This window comes from Yersinia sp. 22-579 (genome assembly GCF_030433455.1).
GTDB lineage: Bacteria > Pseudomonadota > Gammaproteobacteria > Enterobacterales > Enterobacteriaceae > Yersinia > Yersinia enterocolitica.
Genome location: NZ_JAUJTZ010000010.1, coordinates 185,124 through 205,899, shown reverse-complemented (window position 1 = coordinate 205,899; position 20,776 = coordinate 185,124). Strand labels below are relative to the sequence as shown.

Sequence of the window (20,776 nt, the reverse complement as noted above, 5' to 3'; positions counted from 1 at the left end):
GCCACTTTCCCTTTATTTGCTGACGTTTGTCGGCTTTTTTGGTTATGAAAAACACATATAATCTCCGCAGCATCGCTGCCAAAGCAATTAGCCAGGTATTGGATCAGGGGCAATCGCTCAGCACCGTTTTACCTGGGCTACAAAAAAGTATTTCTGATAAAGACCGCGCATTGCTGCAGGAGTTGTGTTTTGGCACTTTGCGTGTCCTCCCACAACTAGAGTGGTGTATCCAGCAGTTAATGGCACGCCCAATGACCGGTAAGCAGCGTGTTTTTCATTATCTGATTATGGTTGGGCTTTATCAGCTGATATATACGCGTATTCCGCCTCATGCGGCACTGGCAGAGACAGTAGAAGGCGCAACCGCACTCAAACGCCCGCAGTTAAAAGGGCTAATCAATGGCGTACTGCGTCAATTCCAGCGTCAACAAGTGGAGTTACTGGAACGGGCTGCAAATAACGATAGCCACTATCTTCATCCGAGCTGGTTATTGGCACGAATTAAGCTGGCCTATCCTGATCAATGGCAACAGATCCTGGATGCAAATAACCAGAAACCCCCAATGTGGCTGCGCGTAAGCCGACTACACCATTCACGCAGTGAATACCTTGAGCTATTGAAGCAAGCCAATATTGAAGCTCTGCCTCATGACTTTTACCCTGACGCAGTTCGCCTTATCACACCTTGCGCCGTCAGTGATCTCCCCGGCTTTGAACTTGGCTGGGTAACGGTGCAAGATGCATCGGCACAAGGCTGTGTTGATCTGCTTGATCCACAAGATGGTGAGCAGATCCTCGATTTGTGTGCCGCTCCGGGGGGCAAAACAACCCATATTCTGGAAGCTGCGCCGAAAGCCCATGTATTAGCTGTCGATATAGATGAACAGCGCCTCAGTCGGGTTAAAGAAAACTTACAACGCCTGAGATTACATGCAGACGTGCGAGTCGGCGATGGTCGAACGCCAGATGAATGGTGCGGTGATCAACAATTCGATCGAATCCTGTTAGATGCCCCTTGCTCAGCAACCGGTGTTATTCGCCGGCACCCAGATATCAAATGGTTGCGTCGAGACAGTGATATCGCCGAGTTGGCCCAACTTCAATCTGAGATAATTGAAGCTATCTGGCCTAAACTGAAAAAAGGTGGCGTAATGGTTTATGCTACCTGTTCTATATTGCCCGAAGAGAATCAGCAGCAGATCGCCACTTTCCTGCAACGCCACAGTGAAGCAGACTTGGTCGAAACCGGCACAGTTTCAGCACCTGGCAGGCAAAATTTGCCACATCCTGAGGATGGTGATGGGTTTTATTATGCAAAGTTGATCAAAAGATAGTCGTGGCCTTTGCTGCCTCAAACCTAATTTCAGTGTGAAACAGAGAGCGCTATGAAAATAATTATTCTTGGGGCGGGGCAAGTTGGCGGTACCCTGGCAGAAAACCTGGTGGGTGAGAACAACGATATTACCGTGGTGGATGTCGATTCCGGCCGGTTGCGCCAGTTACAAGATAAATTTGATTTGCGAGTCGTGCAAGGGCATGGCTCGCACCCACGAATTTTACGAGAAGCTGGGGCAGAAGATGCCGATATGTTGGTTGCAGTAACGAATTCTGATGAGACCAATATGGTTGCCTGCCAAATAGCATACTCGCTATTCAACACGCCAAATCGCATCGCTCGCATCCGTTCAGCTGAATATATTCGTGAAGCAGATAAACTGTTTCTACCGGAAGCGGTTCCTATTGACCATTTAATATCACCCGAACAGCTAGTTATAGATTACATCTATAAGCTAATCGAATATCCAGGCGCGTTACAAGTAGTTAATTTTGCTGAAGGTAAAGTCAGTATCGCTGCGGTCAAGGCCTATTATGGCGGGCCATTAGTCGGAAATGCATTATCATCTTTACGTGAACATATGCCGCATATTGATACCCGAGTCGCGGCTATATTTCGTCAAGACCGGCCAATCCGCCCGCAGGGTTCTACAATTATTGAAGCTGGTGATGAAGTTTTCTTTGTTGCCGCCTCACAGCATATCCGGGCCGTAATGAGTGAACTGCAACGGTTGGAAAAACCCTATAAACGCATCATGATTGTCGGCGGTGGGAACGTTGGGGCAGGCTTGGCGCTACGATTAGAAAAAGACTATAGCGTAAAATTAATCGAGCGGGATCAGCAACGCGCTGCCGAATTAGCAGAAATGCTGCACGATACAATCGTATTTTATGGCGATGCATCAGATCAGGAATTATTAGCAGAAGAGCATATTGAACAGGTTGATGTCTTTATTGCCATTACTAATGATGATGAAGCTAATATTATGTCCGCCATGCTCGCAAAACGCATGGGCGCTAAAAAGGCAATGGTATTAATCCAGCGCAGTGCGTATGTCGATCTGGTTCAGGGAAGTGTTATTGATATTGTTATATCACCACAACAAGCCACTATTTCCGCGCTGTTAGGTCACGTCCGTAAAGCCGATATCGTTAGCGTATCATCATTGAGACGTGGTGTTGCGGAAGCGATAGAAGCCATTGCACATGGTGATGAAACCACATCAAAAGTAGTGGGCCGAATGGTCGAAGATATAAAACTGCCACCGGGGACAACTATTGGGGCAATTGTTCGTGGTGACGAAGTTATCATTGCCAATGGGAACTCTGTTATTAAACAGGGGGACCATGTTGTGATGTTTATTACCCACAAGAAATTTGTCCCTGATGTGGAACGGTTGTTCCAACCTAGTCCATTCTTCTTGTAATCAAAGATGATTAAATTAAAACTATTCTGATAGAGAATAAAAAAGTTTCCTATAATTATGGCTGTATTCCGTTTTGTTTAGCTAAAATTAAGTAGTTCATTTTAAAGGGGGTGTTGGTTATGAGTTTTATGAAGGAATTTCGTGAATTTGCCATGCGTGGCAATGTGGTCGACTTGGCTGTCGGGGTAATTATTGGTGCTGCATTTGGCAGAATTGTTTCTTCACTTGTTGCCGATATTATAATGCCACCACTAGGTTTATTACTCGGCGGGGTCGATTTCAAACAATTCCATTTCGTATTACGTGCAGCCGAAGGAAATATCCCTGCAGTTGTAATGAATTACGGTAGCTTTATTCAAAGTGTTTTTGATTTTGTCATCGTCGCGCTGGCTATTTTCTCTGCCGTCAAACTGATGAATAAATTACGCCGCGAAAAAGCGGAAGAACCTGCAGCACCGCCAGCACCAACAACAGAAGAAAAACTGCTGGCAGAGATTCGTGATTTACTGAAAGCACAACAGCCAAAATAACTACAGCCTTATTTAACGTCAAAAGCCATCAAATGATGGCTTTTTTATTAGTTTCAAATCGAGAAGGCCAGTGGTAATAAATCTATTGATTGCTTACCACTGGCCTCCCAGTTACCACCTTTTGCGTGTTTTTCTTTACGCTGATAGCTTCCTTTGCCTTTAACATTCTTTTCAATACGTTGCCTGAAAATAGGATCATGAAGTAGAGCTTCCAGCGCGTTGTCCTTAATTTTTCCTTTGGTATGCCGATATGTCGTCATAGAAATGCCTCACTAATGAAAATATTGATTAAAAATCCCACGAATAATACTGTTTGTTTGAACTGATTAAAACTATCCATCTAAAAAATTTAATTTCTGGCTAACTCTTCAGCAGCCCCCTGCTCCAATGCCTCCAAAATTGAGCAATAAGTCGTCGCATGCGTACTACCACAACATGCATCACTAAGCCGTTTTAGTGATTCGCGCATCCTTTTTAGCTCTGTAATTTTACTTTCTACATCGAGTAACCGAGAATCTACAATAGCCTTAGATTCCTGGCAGGTATGATGTTCAGGATCGACGCGGATCGACAATAACTCAGCAATAGTTTCTAACGTAAAACCAAGCTGCTTTGCATAACGGATAAACCGCAAGCGCTGCAAATCTTGTTCAGTATAAAGTCTGTAGCCACCTTCAGTCCGTTCACCATGATCCATCATGCCTTGTTTTTCATAATAGCGAATAGTGTCTGGCGTTACGTCAGCAAGTTTAGCGATTTGCCCAATCTTTAACATCCGTTACTCCCCTTTAGACAGTTTATATGTCACTTTATGCTGATATTCTTGATGCAAAAAGTCCGTGCTAAGGCCTGCCTGCTTTAATCTTAACTCTAATAAAGCCAATCGGTTATGCAAATTCGCATAATCATCATACTGTTTGTCGAGATGTGACAACAAATCAGTGATGGTGAGTGCTTCCTGCCTATCCTGTAATTCAGGGGGAAGGTATCCCGCATTCTTCAGTAATCTGTATCCAGCCCTTAACTCCGCTGGAACGAAGGTATCATCATCCAGTATTAATGGCTGACCGTGCCCAGATAAATCCTCGAATTCACCTTTTTCTTGAGCATTGATAATGTGTCTTTCAGCCCATTCGTCAATCAATCCCATATTCCCTCCTAGAGATCAGACTTCATAAAGTGGGATAGCAGTTAAGATTAATAGATTGGCAGATAAATAATAAGAGGAGAGAGGACAGATACGAAGGGTAGATGCTTATCTTGCTGAATTATGGACGTAAAAAAACCGGGCAAGCCCGGTTTTTTTACGCGTTTACAGATTACTCTGCAGCAACTACTTCTGCTTGCGATGCAGCACGATCAACTAACTCGATGTAAGCCATCGGTGCGTTGTCGCCTGCACGGAAGCCACACTTCAGAATGCGAGTGTAACCACCGGCGCGGCTCGCGAAACGCGGGCCTAGCTCGTTAAACAGTTTTGCCACGATCTCGTTATCACGAGTACGGGCGAATGCCAGACGACGATTAGCTACGCTGTCGGTCTTGGCAAGAGTAATCAGCGGCTCAACAACGCGACGCAGCTCTTTCGCTTTCGGCAGGGTCGTCTTGATTATCTCATGACGAACCAAAGAGCCGGCCATGTTACGGAACATAGCCTGGCGATGGCTGCTGTTACGGTTCAGTTGACGACCACTCTTACGATGGCGCATGACCTTATCCTTCTCAGTAAAACCTTAACCTGTGATCCGGTTACTCGTTATCAGCAATGCTAGCCGGTGGCCAATTTTCTAGGCGCATGCCTAAAGAAAGACCACGTGATGCGAGCACGTCTTTAATCTCAGTAAGAGATTTTTTACCCAGGTTAGGCGTTTTCAGCAACTCAACCTCGGTACGCTGTACCAGATCACCGATGTAGTGGATAGCTTCTGCCTTGAGGCAGTTAGCAGAGCGGACAGTCAATTCCAGATCGTCAACAGGGCGCAGCAGGATCGGATCAAACTCTGGCTTCTCTTCTTTAACTTCCGGCTGACGTACATCACGTAGGTCAACGAAAGCTTCAAGCTGTTCAGCCAAGATAGTTGCCGCACGGCGGATCGCCTCTTCAGGATCGATCGTGCCATTGGTTTCCATCTCGATAACCAACTTGTCCAGGTCGGTACGCTGTTCTACACGCGCTGCTTCAACATTGTAGGCAATACGCTCTACAGGGCTATAGCATGCGTCTACTAACAAACGACCAATCGGGCGCTCATCTTCTTCCGAATGAATTCGGGCAGAAGCCGGCACATAACCCCGACCACGTTGAACTTTGATACGCATACTAATAGATGCGTTCTCATCGGTCAGGTGGCAGATAACGTGCTGCGGCTTGACGATTTCGACATCACCATCATGGGTGATATCGGCTGCAGTCACAGGGCCAATGCCAGACTTATTCAGGGTAAGAATAACTTCATCTTTACCCTGAACTCTCACCGCCAGCCCTTTCAGGTTGAGCAGGATCTCCAGGATATCTTCCTGTACGCCTTCTTTGGTGCTGTACTCATGCAGTACACCATCAATCTCAACCTCGGTCACCGCGCAACCCGGCATAGATGAAAGCAGAATACGGCGCAGTGCGTTGCCGAGAGTATGGCCAAAGCCACGCTCTAACGGCTCAAGGGTCACCTTGGCGTGCGTCGAACTGACTTGCTCGATATCTACCAGGCGCGGTTTTAGAAACTCTGTCACAGAACCCTGCATTGTGTCCTCTCTTTGGTACTAAGCTTTACTTAGAGTAAAGCTCGACGATCAGGTGTTCGTTAATGTCCGCAGACAGATCAGTACGTTCAGGAATACGTTTGAACACACCTTCCATCTTGACAGCATCAACTTCCAGCCAAGTCGGCTTTTCACGCTGCTCAGCCAGCTCCAAAGCTGCCTTAACACGAGACTGCTTTTTAGCTTTCTCACGGATGCTGACTACGTCATTCGGAGATACCTGATAAGAAGCGATGTTAACAACGCGACCATTTACCATGATAGCTTTATGACTAACCAGCTGACGTGATTCAGCACGAGTTGCGCCAAAGCCCATACGGTAAACTACGTTATCCAGACGACCTTCCAGCAATTGCAACAGGTTTGCACCTGTGTTGCCTTTCAGACGTGCTGCTTCTTTATAGTAGTTACGGAATTGACGTTCTAGAACACCATAGATACGGCGAACTTTTTGTTTCTCACGTAACTGCACACCGTAGTCAGACAGACGCGGTTTACGCGCACCGTGCTGGCCAGGTGGTTGTTCAATCTTACACTTGGTGTCAATCGCGCGAACGCCAGACTTAAGGAACAGGTCTGTGCCCTCACGACGGCTCAGCTTGAGCTTAGGACCCAAATATCTTGCCATTTTCTCTCTCCAACAAACCTAAAAGCAGCGTTATACGCGGCGCTTTTTCGGCGGACGACAACCGTTATGAGGGATCGGAGTCACATCAGTAATATTAGTGATGCGGAAACCAGCCGCGTTTAACGCACGGATAGTAGACTCACGGCCCGGACCAGGTCCTTTAACCATAACTTCCAGATTCTTGATACCGTATTCTTTCACTGCGTCAGCGCAGCGCTCTGCTGCAACTTGCGCTGCAAACGGAGTAGACTTACGAGATCCACGGAAACCGGAACCACCTGCTGTTGCCCAACCCAATGCGTTACCTTGACGATCTGTAATGGTAACGATGGTGTTGTTGAAAGAAGCATGGATATGAGCCACACCGTCAGAGACTGTCTTTCTTACACGCTTGCGTGCACGAATAGGTGCCTTTGCCATTATTCAATCACCCCGATTATTTCTTGATCGGTTTACGCGGACCCTTACGGGTACGTGCGTTGGTCTTAGTACGCTGACCGCGAACTGGTAGACCACGACGATGACGCAAACCACGATAAGTCCCAAGGTCCATCAGACGCTTGATGCTCAGGGTCACCTCACGACGCAGATCACCTTCTACAACGTACTTGGCAACTTCGTCACGCAGCTTCTCGATTTGCTCTTCAGACAGCTCACTGATCTTAACATTTTCAGCAATACCCGCAGCAACACAGATAGCCTGTGAACGGGTCTTACCGATGCCGTAGATCGCAGTTAAAGCGATAACGGTATGTTTCTGATCAGGAATGTTAATGCCTGCTATACGGGCCACTATGCACTCCTACTATTTTATACAGCAATACCATTCTGAAAAGCCCGTTTTCAGGATACTCAAATAGCATTGCAGTCACATACAAAAGATTGGCTGGCTAATCTAGCCAGCTCAACCCAACTTTGCAAGAAAAATATGCAAGATAAATCAGCCTTGACGCTGTTTATGCTTTGGTTCGGCACTGCAGATTACGCGAACGACACCGTTACGCTTAACAATTTTGCAGTTACGACATAATTTCTTGACGGAAGCACGAACTTTCATTTTTACTCTCCGTAACTTCTCAAACATCCCTGAATTAGCGGTTATAGCCTTTCAGGTTTGCTTTCTTCAATGCAGACTCATATTGACTAGACATCATCAGAGTTTGCACTTGAGCCATAAAGTCCATGATGACCACCACTACGATAAGTAGGGAGGTACCACCAAAGTAAAATGGTACTTTCATCGCGTCACGCATGAACTCCGGGATCAGGCAGATGAAAGTAATATACATCGCACCAATTAAGGTTAGACGCGTCATTACTTTATCGATGTACTTCGCCGTTTGCTCTCCCGGACGAATTCCTGGCACGAATGCACCGGACTTCTTCAGGTTATCTGCTGTTTCACGCGGGTTAAACACCAACGCCGTGTAGAAGAAACAGAAGAAGATGATTGCAGACGCATAGAGTAACACATAAAGCGGCTGTCCCGGCTGCAAATACATCGAAATAGTCGTCAGCCAGTTCCAACCTGTCCCGCCCCCAAACCATGATGCAATCGTGGCAGGGAACAGAATTATGCTGGAAGCAAAGATTGCAGGGATAACCCCAGCCATATTTACTTTCAACGGTAAGTGTGTGCTCTGTGCTGCATAAACACGACGACCTTGTTGACGTTTAGCATAGTTAACGACGATACGACGCTGACCACGTTCAATGAAAACAACGAAGAAGGTTACTGCAAACACTAATACTGCAACCAACAGCAACAGGAGGAAGTGCAGGTCGCCTTGCCGAGCTTGCTCGATGGTATGGGCTATTGCAGGTGGAAGACCGGCAACAATACCAGCAAAGATTATGATTGAAATACCGTTACCGATACCACGCTCAGTAATCTGTTCGCCCAGCCACATTAGGAACATAGTCCCTGTAACCAAGCTAACAACAGCGGTAAAATAGAAGGCAAAGCCTGGATTGATTACCAGACCTTGCATCCCAGGCATATTCGGTAGACCGGTAGCAATACCGATCGATTGGAATATAGCCAATACCAACGTGCCATAACGGGTGTACTGACTAATCTTACGACGGCCAGCCTCCCCTTCTTTCTTTATTTCTGCTAACGCTGGATGAACCACCGTCAGCAGTTGGATAATAATCGATGCCGAAATATACGGCATGATACCCAAGGCAAAGATAGAAGCACGACTGAGAGCACCACCAGAGAACATGTTAAACATTTCAATGATGGTCCCTCTCTGCTGCTCGAGCAATTTAGCAAGCACAGTGGCATCGATACCAGGAATCGGAATAAAAGAGCCGATACGGAAAACAATAAGCGCACCGATAACAAACAAAAGTCTGCGCTTCAGTTCGCCTAATCCGCCTTTAGCACTTTGAAAATCTAATCCTGGTTGCTTAGCCATCTGCTACTTATTCCTCAATTTTACCGCCAGCAGCTTCGATAGCAGCACGAGCGCCTTTGGTGACACGCAGACCACGAAGAGTTACCGCACGAGTGATTTCGCCTGAAAGCATAACTTTCGCGAACTCAATCTGGGTACCAACAACGTTAGCGGCTTTCAGCGTGTTCAGGTCGATTACGTCGCCTTCCACTAAAGCCAGTTCAGACAGACGAACTTCTGCCGTGATCATAGCTTTGCGAGAGGTGAAGCCGAATTTCGGCAAACGACGATATAAAGGCATCTGACCACCTTCAAAACCACGACGTACGCCACCACCAGAACGTGAGTTCTGACCTTTGTGACCACGACCAGCAGTTTTACCCAGGCCAGAACCGATACCACGACCTACACGCTTCGGCGCATGCTTGGCACCTTCAGCCGGAGACAGAGTATTTAAACGCATCTGTTACTCCTCAACTTTAACCATGTAGGAAACCAAGTTGACCATACCACGTACAGCAGGAGTATCCTCACGCTCTACAGTATGACCAATACGACGCAGACCTAAACCGATCAGAGTTGCCTTGTGTTTCGGCAAACGACCGATACTGCTTTTTGTTTGAGTTACTTTAATAGTCTTTGCCATGGTTATTTCCCTAGAATTTCTTCGACGGACTTACCACGCTTAGCAGCGACCATTTCTGGGGATTTCATATCTTCTAAAGCAGCGATAGTTGCACGAACCACGTTAATCGGGTTAGTAGAACCATATGCTTTAGCTAAAACGTTATGAACCCCTGCAACTTCTAAGACGGCGCGCATTGCACCACCGGCGATGATACCGGTACCTTCAGAAGCTGGTTGCATGAATACACGGGAACCTGTGTGAGCACCTTTAACAGGGTGCTGCAGGGTACCGTTATTCAATGCAACATTAATCATAGCGCGACGGGCTTTTTCCATCGCTTTCTGGATCGCTGCCGGAACTTCGCGTGCTTTGCCGTAGCCAAAACCAACGCGACCGTTACCATCACCAACTACTGTCAGTGCGGTAAAGCTGAAAATACGGCCACCTTTTACGGTTTTAGATACGCGGTTTACCGCGATCAGCTTTTCCTGCAGTTCGCCAGCTTGTTTTTCGATGTGAGACATCTTACACCTCTACCTTAGAACTGAAGGCCAGCTTCACGGGCAGCATCTGCCAGTGCCTGGACTCGACCATGATATTGGAAACCGGAACGGTCAAAGGATACTTTCGTGATCCCTTTTTCCAATGCGCGCTCTGCAACAGCTTTACCTACAGCTGCGGCGGCATCTTTGTTGCCGGCGTACTTCAATTGCTCATTGATAGCTTTTTCTACAGTAGAAGCTGCTACCAAAATTTCAGAACCGTTTGGTGCGATAACCTGCGCGTAAATATGGCGTGGGGTACGATGTACCACCAGGCGAGTCGCACCCAGTTCTTTGAGCTTGCGGCGTGCGCGGGTCGCACGACGGATACGAGCTGCTTTCTTATCCATAGTGTTACCTTACTTCTTCTTAGCCTCTTTGGTACGCACGACTTCGTCGGCGTAACGGACACCCTTGCCTTTATAAGGCTCAGGACGACGGTAGGCACGTAAATCTGCTGCAACCTGACCAATCACCTGCTTATCAGCGCCTTTCAGCACGATTTCAGTTTGGGTCGGACATTCAGCAGTGATGCCAGCCGGCAATTCATGGTCAACTGGATGAGAGAAGCCTAAAGCTAAATTCACCACGTTGCCTTTAACTGCGGCACGGTAACCTACACCTACCAATTGAAGCTTCTTAGTGAAGCCTTCGGTAACACCAATGACCATTGCATTAAGCAGTGCACGAGTGGTACCCGCTTGGGCCCAACCGTCTACAGCGCCTTCGCGTGGAGCGAAAGTCAGTGTATTTTCTTCTTGCTTAACTTCAACAGCACTATGGACGGTACGAGTCAGCTCGCCGTTCTTACCCTTAATCGAAATAACCTGACCGTTGAGTTTTACCTCTACGCCGGCAGGAATGACGACGGGTGCTTTTGCAACACGAGACATTCTTTCCTCCCGAATTAAGCTACGTAGCAGATAATCTCGCCACCAAGACCAGCTTGGCGAGCTGCACGATCGGTCATAACACCTTTAGAGGTAGAAATAACAGCGATACCCAAACCGGCCATAACTTTTGGCAGCTCATCTTTTTTCTTATAGATGCGCAGACCTGGACGGCTGATACGTTGAATGCTTTCTACCACTGCCTTACCCTGGAAATACTTAAGTGCTAATTCCAGAACAGGCTTGGTGTCGCCTTCGACTTTAAAATCTTCAATAAAACCTTCTTCCTTCAGAACGTTGGCAATTGCCACTTTCAGCTTGGAGGAAGGCATGGTGACCGCGACTTTGTTTGCGGATTGACCGTTACGGATACGGGTCAGCATATCCGCGATCGGATCTTGCATGCTCATCTGTCTTTACTCCCGTGATTCAATTGGTGACAATTACCAGCTAGCCTTTTTAAGGCCCGGGATTTCACCGCGCATTGCGGTTTCACGGACTTTAATACGGCTCAACCCGAACTTCCGCAAGAAACCATGCGGACGACCAGTTTGGTTGCAGCGGTTACGCTGACGGGACGGGCTGGAATCACGCGGCAGAGACTGCAGCTTCAGAACAGCATTCCAACGATCTTCGTCGGATGAGTTCACACCAGAGATAATAGCTTTTAATTCCTCGCGTTGAGCGCGGTATTTGTTAGCTAGTTTCACGCGAACGACTTCGCGTGCTTTCATTGATTGCTTAGCCATCAGTAACCCTACCTTACTTGCGGAATGGGAATTTAAAAGCAGCCAATAATGCACGGCCTTCATCATCGGATTTCGCAGTAGTGGTAATGGTAATATCCAAACCACGCACACGATCGACTTTATCGTAGTCGATTTCCGGGAAGATGATCTGCTCGCGCACACCCATGCTGTAGTTACCACGACCATCGAATGACTTAGCGGACAAGCCACGGAAGTCACGGATACGAGGTACAGCAATGGTAATCAGACGCTCAAGGAATTCCCACATGCGTTCGCCACGCAGGGTTACTTTACAGCCGATCGGATAGCCCTGACGGATTTTGAAGCCTGCAACAGATTTGCGTGCTTTGGTGATAAACGGCTTTTGGCCGGAGATTGCTGCCAAGTCAGCTGCTGCATTATCCAGCAGTTTCTTGTCAGCGATCGCTTCACCAACACCCATGTTCAGGGTGATCTTCTCGACCCGAGGGACTTGCATGACAGAGTTGTAGTCAAACTGAGACATCAGTTGTTTGACTACCTCGTCTTTGTAGTAATCATGCAGTTTCGCCATCGTATTACTCCAAATTACTTGATAGTTTCGCTATTAGATTTAAAGAAACGGACTTTTTTCCCGTCTTCAAATCTAAAGCCTACACGGTCAGCCTTACCAGTTGCCGCGTTGAACAGCGCAATGTTGGAAACTTGAATTGCAGCTTCTTTTTCAACAATGCCACCTGGTTGGTTCAGGGCCGGAACCGGCTTCTGATGTTTTTTAACCAGGTTGATACCTTCAACAATGACCTTACTAGCAGACAGGACATTCTTTACTTTACCGCGCTTACCTTTGTCTTTCCCGGTTAGCACGATAACTTCGTCATCACGACGGATTTTCGCTGCCATGGTTCGCTCCTTAGAGTACTTCTGGTGCCAGAGAGATAATTTTCATGAACTTCTCATTACGCAGTTCACGAGTTACCGGCCCAAAAATACGCGTGCCGATTGGCTGCTCGCTGTTATTATTTAAAATAACACAAGCGTTGCCATCGAAGCGAATGACAGAACCGTCCGGGCGACGTACACCCTTCTTGGTGCGCACCACTACCGCCTTCAGAACATCGCCTTTCTTCACCTTGCCACGAGGAATTGCTTCCTTGATGGTGATCTTGATGATGTCGCCGATGCCTGCGTAGCGACGGTGCGAGCCACCTAGAACCTTGATACACATTACGCGACGTGCACCGGAGTTGTCGGCCACGTTCAGCATAGTCTGTTCTTGGATCATGTTAGTGCTCCGCTAATGTCAACTACTACTTTAGGACCCAGAATAGGTCGTTTAAAAGCCCCATGAATGAGGGCGCAGCATTATAACACCGCTTCCAAATTATGGGTAGAAAAAATAAACGGCCCACTTTCTGAGCCGTTTATTATGTTCGAGTTGGCTACTCTATTACAGAATCGCTTTCTCTACAACGCGAACAAGTGTCCAAGACTTAGTCTTTGACAATGGACGGCATTCGCGGATTTCTACCACGTCACCGATTCCACATTCATTGTTCTCGTCATGTACATGCAATTTCGTCGTACGACGGATGAATTTCCCATAAATTGGGTGCTTCACCACACGTTCGATAGCAACAACCATGGATTTCTCCATTTTGTCACTAACTACGCGACCTTGCAGAGTACGGATTTGGTCAGTCATTACGCACCCGCCTTTTCAGTCAGTAAAGTCTTAACACGTGCGATATTACGGCGCACTTGTTTCGACAGGTGAGTTTGTTGCAGCTGGCCACTAGCCGCCTGCATGCGCAAATTAAATTGCTCACGCAGCAGGTTGAGCAGCTCAGTGTTCAGCTCTTCAACGCTTTTTTCACGCAGCTCTTGTGCTTTCATTACATCACCGTCTTAGTTACAAAGGTGGTTCCTACAGGCAGTTTCGCTGCAGCGAGCTTAAATGCTTCGCGAGCAGTTTCTTCCGGCACACCAGCCATTTCAAATAAAACTTTTCCTGGCTGGATCAGGGCAACCCAATACTCTACGTTACCCTTACCTTTACCCATACGCACTTCGAGCGGCTTCTCGGTGATCGGTTTGTCCGGGAATACACGGATCCAGACCTTACCTTGACGCTTAATTGCACGTGTCATCGCACGACGGGCTGCTTCGATTTGACGAGCCGTCAGGCGGCAACGGCCACAAGCTTTCAGGCCGAACTCACCGAAGCTAACATCCGTACCTTGCGCAAGGCCACGGTTACGGCCTTTGTGCATCTTACGGAATTTTGTACGCTTTGGTTGTAACATCAGCGATTCTCCTTACTTGCGGCCTTTACGCTGCTGCTTTTTAGGTTGAGCAGCCGGTTCCGGTTGTTCAACAGCAGCCATACCACCCAAGATCTCACCTTTGAAGATCCATACCTTAACGCCGATTACACCATAAGTGGTGTGCGCTTCAGATGTGTTGTAATCGATATCCGCACGCAGTGTATGCAACGGAACACGACCTTCACGGTACCATTCGGTACGCGCGATTTCAGCACCGCCAAGACGGCCGCTTACTTCAACTTTGATACCTTTAGCGCCAAGACGCATTGCGTTCTGTACAGCACGCTTCATAGCACGACGGAACATAACACGACGTTCCAGCTGTGAAGTGATGCTATCAGCAACCAATTTTGCGTCCAGTTCCGGTTTACGGACTTCGGCGATGTTAATCTGTGCAGGAACGCCAGCGATATCCGCTACGACCTTACGCAGTTTTTCGACATCTTCACCTTTCTTGCCGATAACGATGCCAGGACGAGCGGTGTGAATAGTCACACGGATGCTCTTCGCTGGACGCTCGATAACGATGCGAGAAACGGAAGCTTTCGCTAATTCCTTAGTCAGGAATTGGCGAACTTTAAAGTCGCTGTCCAGGTTGTCAGCGAATTCTTTGGTATTTGCGTACCAGGTAGAGTTCCAAGCTTTGACAATACCTAGTCGAATACCATTAGGATGTACTTTCTGACCCATTGCTAGTCTCCAGAGTCTCAGCGATCGGACACAACCACAGTAATGTGGCTGGTGCGCTTCAGGATGCGATCTGCACGACCTTTTGCACGCGGCATAATGCGCTTCATGCTAGGGCCTTCGTCTACGAAAATCTTCGTGACTTTCAGATCATCGATGTCAGCGCCATCGTTGTGTTCTGCGTTAGCAATGGCAGACTCTAGTACCTTCTTAACCAAACCAGCAGCTTTCTTGTTGGTATAGGCCAGAGTTTCCAGAGCTTGCGACACTTTCTTACCGCGAATCAGGTCCGCTACCAAGCGAACCTTCTGAGCAGAAGAACGAGCGTGGCGATGTTTAGCGATAGTTTCCATCTCTTCCTCCTACCTTAGCGCTTTTTAGCCTTTTTATCGGCCGCATGGCCGCGATAAGTACGGGTCGGCGCGAATTCGCCCAGTTTGTGACCGACCATTTCATCGGAAACAAAAACGGGAACGTGCTGACGACCATTATGGACAGCGATGGTCAAACCGATCATATTTGGAAAGACCGTTGAACGACGGGACCAAGTCCGAATTGGCTTCTTGTCTCCGCTTTCCACCGCTTTCTCTACCTTCTTCAGCAAGTGCAGGTCAATGAAGGGACCTTTCTTGAGAGAACGTGGCATGGCTTATCCTCTAATTATTTTTTACTACGGCGACGTACGATGAACTTATCAGTACGCTTGTTGCTACGGGTCTTCTTACCTTTGGTTTGAACGCCCCACGGGGTTACCGGGTGCTTACCAAAGTTACGACCTTCACCACCACCGTGTGGGTGATCTACCGGGTTCATCGCCGTACCGCGAACGGTAGGACGAATACCACGCCAACGACTAGCACCTGCTTTACCCAGGACACGCAGCATGTGTTCAGCGTTACCGACTTCACCTAAGGTGGCGCGGCAATCAGCTAGAACTTTGCGCATTTCGCCGGAGCGCAGACGCAGAGTAACGTAGGAACCGTCACGAGCAACGATCTGAACGTATGCACCAGCAGAACGAGCCAATTGGCCGCCTTTACCTGGTTTCATTTCTACGTTATGAACCGTTGAACCAACTGGGATGTTACGCATAGGCAGGGTGTTACCTGCTTTAATTGCAGCATCAACGCCAGATTGAATCTGGTCACCAGCTTTCAGGCCTTTCGGCGCCAGGATGTAACGGCGTTCGCCGTCTTTGTACAGAACCAACGCGATATTCGCGGAACGGTTCGGATCGTACTCCAGACGCTCTACCACAGCAGGGATACCATCTTTGTTGCGTTTGAAGTCAACCAGACGATAATGTTGCTTGTGGCCACCACCGATATGACGGGTAGTGATACGGCCATTGTTGTTACGGCCACCGCTTTTGCTTAATTTCTCAAGCAACGGGGCATAAGGCTTACCCTTGTGCAGCTCAGGGTTAACCACTTTAACAACGTGGCGACGACCCGGAGACGTAGGTTTACATTTAACAATTGCCATTGTTTACTCCTCCGACTTACTCTGCGCCGCCGATGAAGTCCAGATTCTGGCCTTCTTTCAGGGTGACGTAAGCTTTTTTCCAGTCGCTACGACGACCAACACGCTGACCGTGACGCTTACTCTTGCCTTTAACCAGCAAGGTGTTAACGTCTTCGACTTCGACTTCAAACAGTTTCTGCACTGCAGCTTTAATTTCTGCTTTGGTCGCGTCTTTGGCAACTTTGAGAACGATGGTGTTATTCTTTTCCATCGCAGCGGACGCTTTTTCAGATACATGCGGCGCGCGCAGTACTTTCAGCAGACGTTCTTCACGAATCATGCCAGCATCTCCTCAACTTGCTTCACAGCATCAGCAGTCATAACCACTTTGTCGAAGGCGATCAGGCTAACTGGGTCAATACCGGCTACATCACGGACATCAACCTTATACAGGTTGCGAGCTGCCAAGAACAAGTTCTCGTCCAGTTCACCAGTGATGATCAGTACATCTTCCAGAGCCATATCTTTCAGTTTCTGTGCCAGCAACTTAGTTTTAGGTGCTTCAACAGAGAACTTTTCGACAATGATCAGACGATCTTGACGTACCAATTCGGACAGAATGCTTTTCAGCGCGCCGCGGTACATCTTTTTATTTACTTTCTGACTGTGGTCCTGAGGCTTCGCAGCAAAGGTCACACCACCTGAACGCCAGATTGGGCTCTTTACAGAACCTGCACGCGCACGGCCGGTACCTTTCTGGCGCCACGGTTTTTTACCGGAACCAGTTACTTCGGCGCGGGTCTTCTGAGCACGAGTACCTTGACGGGCACCTGCTGCATAAGCAACAACAACCTGATGTACCAGCGCTTCGTTGAAATCACGACCGAAGGTAGTTTCGGAAACAGTCAGCGCGCTTTGCGCGTCTTTCACTATTAATTCCATTGCTATCCCCTTACGCCTTCACAGCTGGTTTAACGATCAGGTTGCCACCGGTTGCGCCCGGTACAGCACCCTTAACCAGCAGCAGGTTGCGCTCAGCGTCAACACGTACTACGTCCAGGCTTTGAACGGTTACACGCTCGTCACCCAGGTGGCCTGCCATTTTCTTGCCTTTAAACACTTTGCCCGGAGTCTGGTTTTGACCGATAGAACCCGGAACACGGTGAGACAAGGAGTTACCATGGGTAGCATCTTGGGTACGGAAGTTCCAGCGCTTAACAGTACCGGCAAAACCTTTACCTTTAGACGTACCTGTAACGTCAACTTTCTTAACGTCTGCGAAAATCTCGACGCTAATTTCTTGGCCAGCAGTGAACTCTTGACCTTCTGGAAGGCGGAATTCCCACAGACCACGGCCAGCTTCTACGCCAGCTTTAGCGAAATGACCCGCTTCTGGTTTAGTAACGCGGTTAGCTTTTTTAGCACCGGTAGTTACTTGCACAGCACGGTATCCGTCGTTCTCCAGGCTTTTGACCTGAGTTACGCGGTTCGCTTCAATTTCGATAACAGTTACTGGGATTGAAACGCCATCTTCTGTGAAGATACGAGTCATGCCCACTTTCTTACCGACTAAACCAATCATTGTTTCAACCTCTCAATCGCTCAATGACCTGATTAACCCAGGCTGATCTGCACGTCTACACCGGCAGCCAGATCCAGACGCATCAGAGCATCAACGGTTTTCTCGGTTGGCTCAACGATGTCAACCAGACGCTTGTGAGTGCGAATCTCGTACTGATCGCGCGCATCTTTATTGACGTGCGGAGAGATCAGAACGGTAAAGCGCTCTTTGCGAGTTGGCAGCGGGATCGGACCACGAACCTGCGCACCAGTGCGCTTGGCAGTCTCGACGATTTCCGCAGTTGATTGATCGATCAAACGATGATCAAACGCTTTCAGGCGGATACGGATTCTTTGGTTCTGCATGAGACCAGAGCTCCAATTATTTATAAACGTAAATGATTACTCCTCGCACCCATTTCGATTGATGGGGGAGTGTAATCGTTCAACATATAACCCCCATATCGGGAGTATTGTTCGGTTCTAGCACTAGGCTGTAACCGACAGATTAGTTTCAATCTGACCTATCAAGATTAGGTAGGCCCGCGCATTATACGTAAATACCAGCAGGAAGCAAGCCAGTGTTGAAAATCTATGCGAAAACTTACCAGATAATTTAATTAGGGGGAAATATGGCTATGTTTGAAGGTTTGCAGATAAGAAAGAGTGAGGCCGATACGGCTCCCACTCTTTTAACTCAATATATTGTGGCAGGTAAGCGAGCGACAGCACGCCAGGTGAAGGAGTTAATCTTTTGCCAATTGAGCCTGTGAGTAATTCTGTATTCCCAGACGTTCGATAAGGCTAAGTTCTGTTTCAAGCCAATCTATGTGGCCCTCTTCTTCAGACAGAATTTCCTTTAACAGGTCTCGGCTGACGTAGTCATGTATTGAGTCCGCATAAGCAATGCCTTCACGCAGATCCTTTGCTCCTGCCAACTCAAGGGCTAAATCGGATTTAAGTATTTCCTCAACATCTTCACCAATGTTCAACTTACCCAAATCCTGTAAGTTAGGAATACCTTCGAGGAATAAGATGCGCTCGATGTATTTATCCGCATGCTTCATTTCGTCAATGGATTCGTGATATTCCTTATCATTAAGGCGCATCAATCCCCAGTTTTTAAACATTCGGGCGTGGAGAAAATATTGGTTGATAGCAACTAACTCGTTTCCGAGCAGTTTGTTGAGATGTGCAATTATTTTTTTATCGCCTTTCATAGATAAACCCTCCGCTTCCAGTACTAAAAGTGTAGTACCAGATGGCAAAGTATGGAGGAAAACTTCTCCCGGCTAACTATTAGGCAACATCATTCATTTCTGGAATGTTCGCGCGTTCCTCGATCAATATTTCTCGCGCCTGTCGAATGCATTTTCCACAGTCGGTACCAATCGGTACTAATTGACGCAGTTGCTGAATGGTATGTGGGTGGTGCTGACGGACAGCTTTACGGATAACTTTGTCAGATACCGCATTACACAGGCAAACATACATAAAATGACTCACTTCTTAACCAGTATCTACAGTGTAAATAAGAATGCGAGTTATTTCAATTAAGATTATTCTCTACGGGTAATAAAAAAGGGCGCCGAAGCGCCCTCTACTTGATCAATAAAATAATTAATCAATAAAACAATTAAGCGATAACTTTAGCAACAACACCAGCGCCTACAGTACGGCCGCCTTCACGGATTGCGAAACGCAGACCGTCGTCCATTGCGATTGGGTGAATCAGAGTAACAACCATGTTGATGTTGTCACCTGGCATCACCATTTCAACGCCTTCTGGCAGTTCGATGGTACCGGTTACGTCAGTTGTACGGAAGTAGAACTGAGGACGGTAGCCTTTGAAGAACGGAGTATGACGGCCGCCTTCATCTTTGCTCAGAATATAAACTTCTGATTCAAAGGTAGTATGTGGCTTGATAGAACCTGGTTTAGCAAGAACTTGACCACGTTCGATATCTTCACGTTTGATACCACGCAGCAGAACACCAACGTTCTCACCAGCACGGCCTTCGTCCAGCAATTTGCGGAACATTTCAACGCCAGTACAAGTAGATTTAACAGTATCTTTGATACCAACGATTTCTACTTCTTCACCAACTTTAACGATACCGCGCTCTACACGACCAGTTACAACAGTACCACGGCCTGAGATAGAGAATACGTCTTCGATTGGCAGCAGGAATGGCTTATCAACCGCACGTTCTGGTTCTGGGATGTAAGTATCCAGGTAGCCAGCCAGTTCGATGATTTTATCTTCCCACTCTTTAACGCCTTCCAGCGCTTTCAGAGCTGAACCTTTAACTACTGGGATGTCATCGCCTGGGAAATCGTAAGCAGAAAGAAGTTCACGAACTTCCATTTCTACCAGTTCCAGCAGCTCTTCATCGTCAACCATGTCGCATTTGTTCATGAATACGATCATGTAAGGAACGCCAACCTGACGACCCAGCAGGATGTGCTCACGAGTCTGTGGCATTGGGCCATCAGTTGCAGCAACAACCAGGATAGCGCCGTCCATCTGAGCAGCACCGGTGATCATGTTTTTAACGTAGTCGGCGTGCCCTGGGCAGTCAACGTGCGCATAGTGACGTGACGGGGTGTCATATTCAACGTGAGAAGTGTTGATGGTGATACCACGTGCTTTTTCTTCTGGTGCGTTATCGATCTGATCGAAAGCACGAGCGCTACCGCCGTAGGTTTTAGCCAAAACGGTGGTGATTGCTGCAGTCAGGGTAGTTTTACCATGGTCAACGTGGCCGATAGTACCGACGTTTACATGGGGTTTGGTACGTTCAAATTTTTCTTTAGACACGACTATATTCCTTACTCTTGTGCTCTCCCACTGATGAGAGAGCACTG

General features: G+C 47.6%; 37 protein-coding genes. 3 read left to right on the top strand and 34 right to left on the bottom strand.

Going from position 1 to position 20,776, the window contains the following annotated elements; all coding sequences use genetic code 11:
• Positions 1-44: 44 nt before the first annotated feature.
• The 3 genes from rsmB to mscL all read left to right on the top strand — a co-directional run bounded on the left by rsmB (position 45) and on the right by mscL (position 3,292).
• Positions 45-1,334, top strand: coding sequence for a 16S rRNA (cytosine(967)-C(5))-methyltransferase RsmB (gene rsmB / locus QSV56_RS14040; RefSeq protein WP_050158836.1), 1,290 nt, complete (start codon positions 45-47; stop codon positions 1,332-1,334).
• Positions 1,335-1,385: 51 nt separating this feature from the next.
• Positions 1,386-2,762: a Trk system potassium transporter TrkA gene (gene trkA, locus QSV56_RS14035; protein ID WP_005166392.1), complete on the top strand. Its 1,377-nt coding sequence runs from the start codon at positions 1,386-1,388 to the stop codon at positions 2,760-2,762.
• A gap of 119 nt (positions 2,763-2,881) precedes the next feature.
• A complete protein-coding gene (gene mscL / locus QSV56_RS14030) occupies positions 2,882-3,292 on the top strand; it encodes a large-conductance mechanosensitive channel protein MscL (protein ID WP_005166390.1) in 411 nt (136 codons plus the stop codon).
• Between the two features lie 53 nt (positions 3,293-3,345).
• On the opposite strand, the gene QSV56_RS14025 is transcribed toward mscL, so the two are convergent.
• The 34 genes from QSV56_RS14025 to tuf all read right to left on the bottom strand — a co-directional run bounded on the left by QSV56_RS14025 (position 3,346) and on the right by tuf (position 20,729).
• Positions 3,346-3,552 carry an alternative ribosome-rescue factor A gene (locus tag QSV56_RS14025; protein ID WP_019081499.1) on the bottom strand — a complete coding sequence of 69 codons (207 nt, stop codon included), beginning with the start codon at positions 3,550-3,552 and terminating at the stop codon, positions 3,346-3,348.
• 89 nt (positions 3,553-3,641) lie between these two features.
• A complete protein-coding gene (zntR, locus tag QSV56_RS14020) occupies positions 3,642-4,067 on the bottom strand; it encodes a Zn(2+)-responsive transcriptional regulator (protein ID WP_019081500.1) in 426 nt (141 codons plus the stop codon).
• Between the two features lie 3 nt (positions 4,068-4,070).
• On the bottom strand, positions 4,071-4,442 hold the full coding sequence (locus QSV56_RS14015; RefSeq protein WP_301212813.1) for a DUF1992 domain-containing protein: 372 nt from the start codon (positions 4,440-4,442) through the stop codon (positions 4,071-4,073).
• A gap of 169 nt (positions 4,443-4,611) precedes the next feature.
• Positions 4,612-5,001, bottom strand: a complete 390-nt coding sequence (rplQ, locus tag QSV56_RS14010; protein WP_004391407.1) for a 50S ribosomal protein L17 — start codon at positions 4,999-5,001, stop codon at positions 4,612-4,614.
• 40 nt (positions 5,002-5,041) lie between these two features.
• A complete protein-coding gene (gene rpoA / locus QSV56_RS14005; RefSeq protein ID WP_004709232.1) occupies positions 5,042-6,034 on the bottom strand; it encodes a DNA-directed RNA polymerase subunit alpha in 993 nt (330 codons plus the stop codon).
• A gap of 25 nt (positions 6,035-6,059) precedes the next feature.
• A complete protein-coding gene (gene rpsD, locus QSV56_RS14000; protein WP_002218949.1) occupies positions 6,060-6,680 on the bottom strand; it encodes a 30S ribosomal protein S4 in 621 nt (206 codons plus the stop codon).
• 30 nt (positions 6,681-6,710) lie between these two features.
• Complete coding sequence (gene rpsK, locus QSV56_RS13995; RefSeq protein WP_004709234.1) at positions 6,711-7,100, bottom strand: 30S ribosomal protein S11; 390 nt, start codon at positions 7,098-7,100, stop codon at positions 6,711-6,713.
• Between the two features lie 16 nt (positions 7,101-7,116).
• Positions 7,117-7,473 carry a 30S ribosomal protein S13 gene (gene rpsM / locus QSV56_RS13990; protein WP_004702348.1) on the bottom strand — a complete coding sequence of 119 codons (357 nt, stop codon included), beginning with the start codon at positions 7,471-7,473 and terminating at the stop codon, positions 7,117-7,119.
• Positions 7,474-7,620: 147 nt separating this feature from the next.
• Complete coding sequence (rpmJ, locus tag QSV56_RS13985) at positions 7,621-7,737, bottom strand: 50S ribosomal protein L36 (RefSeq protein WP_002227352.1); 117 nt, start codon at positions 7,735-7,737, stop codon at positions 7,621-7,623.
• Positions 7,738-7,771: 34 nt separating this feature from the next.
• Complete coding sequence (secY, locus tag QSV56_RS13980) at positions 7,772-9,103, bottom strand: preprotein translocase subunit SecY (protein WP_002213344.1); 1,332 nt, start codon at positions 9,101-9,103, stop codon at positions 7,772-7,774.
• A gap of 7 nt (positions 9,104-9,110) precedes the next feature.
• Complete coding sequence (gene rplO, locus QSV56_RS13975) at positions 9,111-9,545, bottom strand: 50S ribosomal protein L15 (protein ID WP_004391411.1); 435 nt, start codon at positions 9,543-9,545, stop codon at positions 9,111-9,113.
• A 3-nt stretch (positions 9,546-9,548) separates the two neighbouring features.
• Complete coding sequence (rpmD, locus tag QSV56_RS13970) at positions 9,549-9,728, bottom strand: 50S ribosomal protein L30 (protein ID WP_002213339.1); 180 nt, start codon at positions 9,726-9,728, stop codon at positions 9,549-9,551.
• A gap of 2 nt (positions 9,729-9,730) precedes the next feature.
• Positions 9,731-10,234 carry a 30S ribosomal protein S5 gene (gene rpsE, locus QSV56_RS13965; protein ID WP_002213337.1) on the bottom strand — a complete coding sequence of 168 codons (504 nt, stop codon included), beginning with the start codon at positions 10,232-10,234 and terminating at the stop codon, positions 9,731-9,733.
• Between the two features lie 14 nt (positions 10,235-10,248).
• Positions 10,249-10,602 (bottom strand): 50S ribosomal protein L18, encoded by a 354-nt coding sequence (rplR, locus tag QSV56_RS13960; RefSeq protein WP_004391413.1) that lies wholly within the window; start codon positions 10,600-10,602, stop codon positions 10,249-10,251.
• A gap of 9 nt (positions 10,603-10,611) precedes the next feature.
• Complete coding sequence (gene rplF, locus QSV56_RS13955; RefSeq protein WP_005159860.1) at positions 10,612-11,145, bottom strand: 50S ribosomal protein L6; 534 nt, start codon at positions 11,143-11,145, stop codon at positions 10,612-10,614.
• Between the two features lie 14 nt (positions 11,146-11,159).
• The gene (rpsH, locus tag QSV56_RS13950; protein WP_005159858.1) at positions 11,160-11,552 is read right to left on the bottom strand and encodes a 30S ribosomal protein S8; all 393 of its coding nucleotides are present in this window, start codon (positions 11,550-11,552) and stop codon (positions 11,160-11,162) included.
• Positions 11,553-11,585: 33 nt separating this feature from the next.
• Positions 11,586-11,891, bottom strand: coding sequence for a 30S ribosomal protein S14 (gene rpsN / locus QSV56_RS13945; RefSeq protein ID WP_004391418.1), 306 nt, complete (start codon positions 11,889-11,891; stop codon positions 11,586-11,588).
• Between the two features lie 13 nt (positions 11,892-11,904).
• Positions 11,905-12,444, bottom strand: coding sequence for a 50S ribosomal protein L5 (rplE, locus tag QSV56_RS13940; RefSeq protein WP_005159856.1), 540 nt, complete (start codon positions 12,442-12,444; stop codon positions 11,905-11,907).
• A gap of 14 nt (positions 12,445-12,458) precedes the next feature.
• Positions 12,459-12,773 (bottom strand): 50S ribosomal protein L24, encoded by a 315-nt coding sequence (rplX, locus tag QSV56_RS13935; RefSeq protein WP_004391420.1) that lies wholly within the window; start codon positions 12,771-12,773, stop codon positions 12,459-12,461.
• A 10-nt stretch (positions 12,774-12,783) separates the two neighbouring features.
• The gene (rplN, locus tag QSV56_RS13930; RefSeq protein WP_002213325.1) at positions 12,784-13,155 is read right to left on the bottom strand and encodes a 50S ribosomal protein L14; all 372 of its coding nucleotides are present in this window, start codon (positions 13,153-13,155) and stop codon (positions 12,784-12,786) included.
• Between the two features lie 165 nt (positions 13,156-13,320).
• A complete protein-coding gene (gene rpsQ, locus QSV56_RS13925; RefSeq protein WP_002228135.1) occupies positions 13,321-13,575 on the bottom strand; it encodes a 30S ribosomal protein S17 in 255 nt (84 codons plus the stop codon).
• Positions 13,575-13,766: a 50S ribosomal protein L29 gene (gene rpmC / locus QSV56_RS13920; protein ID WP_005159843.1), complete on the bottom strand. Its 192-nt coding sequence runs from the start codon at positions 13,764-13,766 to the stop codon at positions 13,575-13,577. Before rpmC ends, rpsQ begins: the two co-directional genes overlap by 1 nt.
• Positions 13,766-14,176, bottom strand: a complete 411-nt coding sequence (gene rplP, locus QSV56_RS13915) for a 50S ribosomal protein L16 (protein WP_002218940.1) — start codon at positions 14,174-14,176, stop codon at positions 13,766-13,768. The genes rpmC and rplP overlap by 1 nt, the downstream gene beginning before the upstream one ends.
• A 12-nt stretch (positions 14,177-14,188) precedes the next feature.
• Positions 14,189-14,887: a 30S ribosomal protein S3 gene (rpsC, locus tag QSV56_RS13910; RefSeq protein WP_002221644.1), complete on the bottom strand. Its 699-nt coding sequence runs from the start codon at positions 14,885-14,887 to the stop codon at positions 14,189-14,191.
• A 17-nt stretch (positions 14,888-14,904) separates the two neighbouring features.
• Positions 14,905-15,237 carry a 50S ribosomal protein L22 gene (rplV, locus tag QSV56_RS13905; protein ID WP_004391423.1) on the bottom strand — a complete coding sequence of 111 codons (333 nt, stop codon included), beginning with the start codon at positions 15,235-15,237 and terminating at the stop codon, positions 14,905-14,907.
• Between the two features lie 14 nt (positions 15,238-15,251).
• Positions 15,252-15,530, bottom strand: coding sequence for a 30S ribosomal protein S19 (rpsS, locus tag QSV56_RS13900; RefSeq protein ID WP_002213430.1), 279 nt, complete (start codon positions 15,528-15,530; stop codon positions 15,252-15,254).
• Between the two features lie 14 nt (positions 15,531-15,544).
• Entirely contained in the window at positions 15,545-16,369 is an 825-nt protein-coding gene (rplB, locus tag QSV56_RS13895) for a 50S ribosomal protein L2 (RefSeq protein WP_004709246.1), read from the bottom strand.
• Between the two features lie 16 nt (positions 16,370-16,385).
• Complete coding sequence (rplW, locus tag QSV56_RS13890) at positions 16,386-16,688, bottom strand: 50S ribosomal protein L23 (protein ID WP_005159841.1); 303 nt, start codon at positions 16,686-16,688, stop codon at positions 16,386-16,388.
• Positions 16,685-17,290 carry a 50S ribosomal protein L4 gene (gene rplD, locus QSV56_RS13885; protein WP_005174626.1) on the bottom strand — a complete coding sequence of 202 codons (606 nt, stop codon included), beginning with the start codon at positions 17,288-17,290 and terminating at the stop codon, positions 16,685-16,687. Before rplD ends, rplW begins: the two co-directional genes overlap by 4 nt.
• Before the next feature lie 10 nt (positions 17,291-17,300).
• The gene (gene rplC / locus QSV56_RS13880; protein ID WP_004709250.1) at positions 17,301-17,930 is read right to left on the bottom strand and encodes a 50S ribosomal protein L3; all 630 of its coding nucleotides are present in this window, start codon (positions 17,928-17,930) and stop codon (positions 17,301-17,303) included.
• A gap of 32 nt (positions 17,931-17,962) precedes the next feature.
• On the bottom strand, positions 17,963-18,274 hold the full coding sequence (gene rpsJ / locus QSV56_RS13875) for a 30S ribosomal protein S10 (RefSeq protein ID WP_001181005.1): 312 nt from the start codon (positions 18,272-18,274) through the stop codon (positions 17,963-17,965).
• Between the two features lie 380 nt (positions 18,275-18,654).
• Entirely contained in the window at positions 18,655-19,128 is a 474-nt protein-coding gene (gene bfr, locus QSV56_RS13870) for a bacterioferritin (protein WP_019081503.1), read from the bottom strand.
• Between the two features lie 79 nt (positions 19,129-19,207).
• Complete coding sequence (bfd, locus tag QSV56_RS13865; RefSeq protein WP_004391429.1) at positions 19,208-19,402, bottom strand: bacterioferritin-associated ferredoxin; 195 nt, start codon at positions 19,400-19,402, stop codon at positions 19,208-19,210.
• 142 nt (positions 19,403-19,544) lie between these two features.
• Complete coding sequence (gene tuf / locus QSV56_RS13860) at positions 19,545-20,729, bottom strand: elongation factor Tu (RefSeq protein WP_004391430.1); 1,185 nt, start codon at positions 20,727-20,729, stop codon at positions 19,545-19,547.
• Positions 20,730-20,776: the final 47 nt, after the last annotated feature.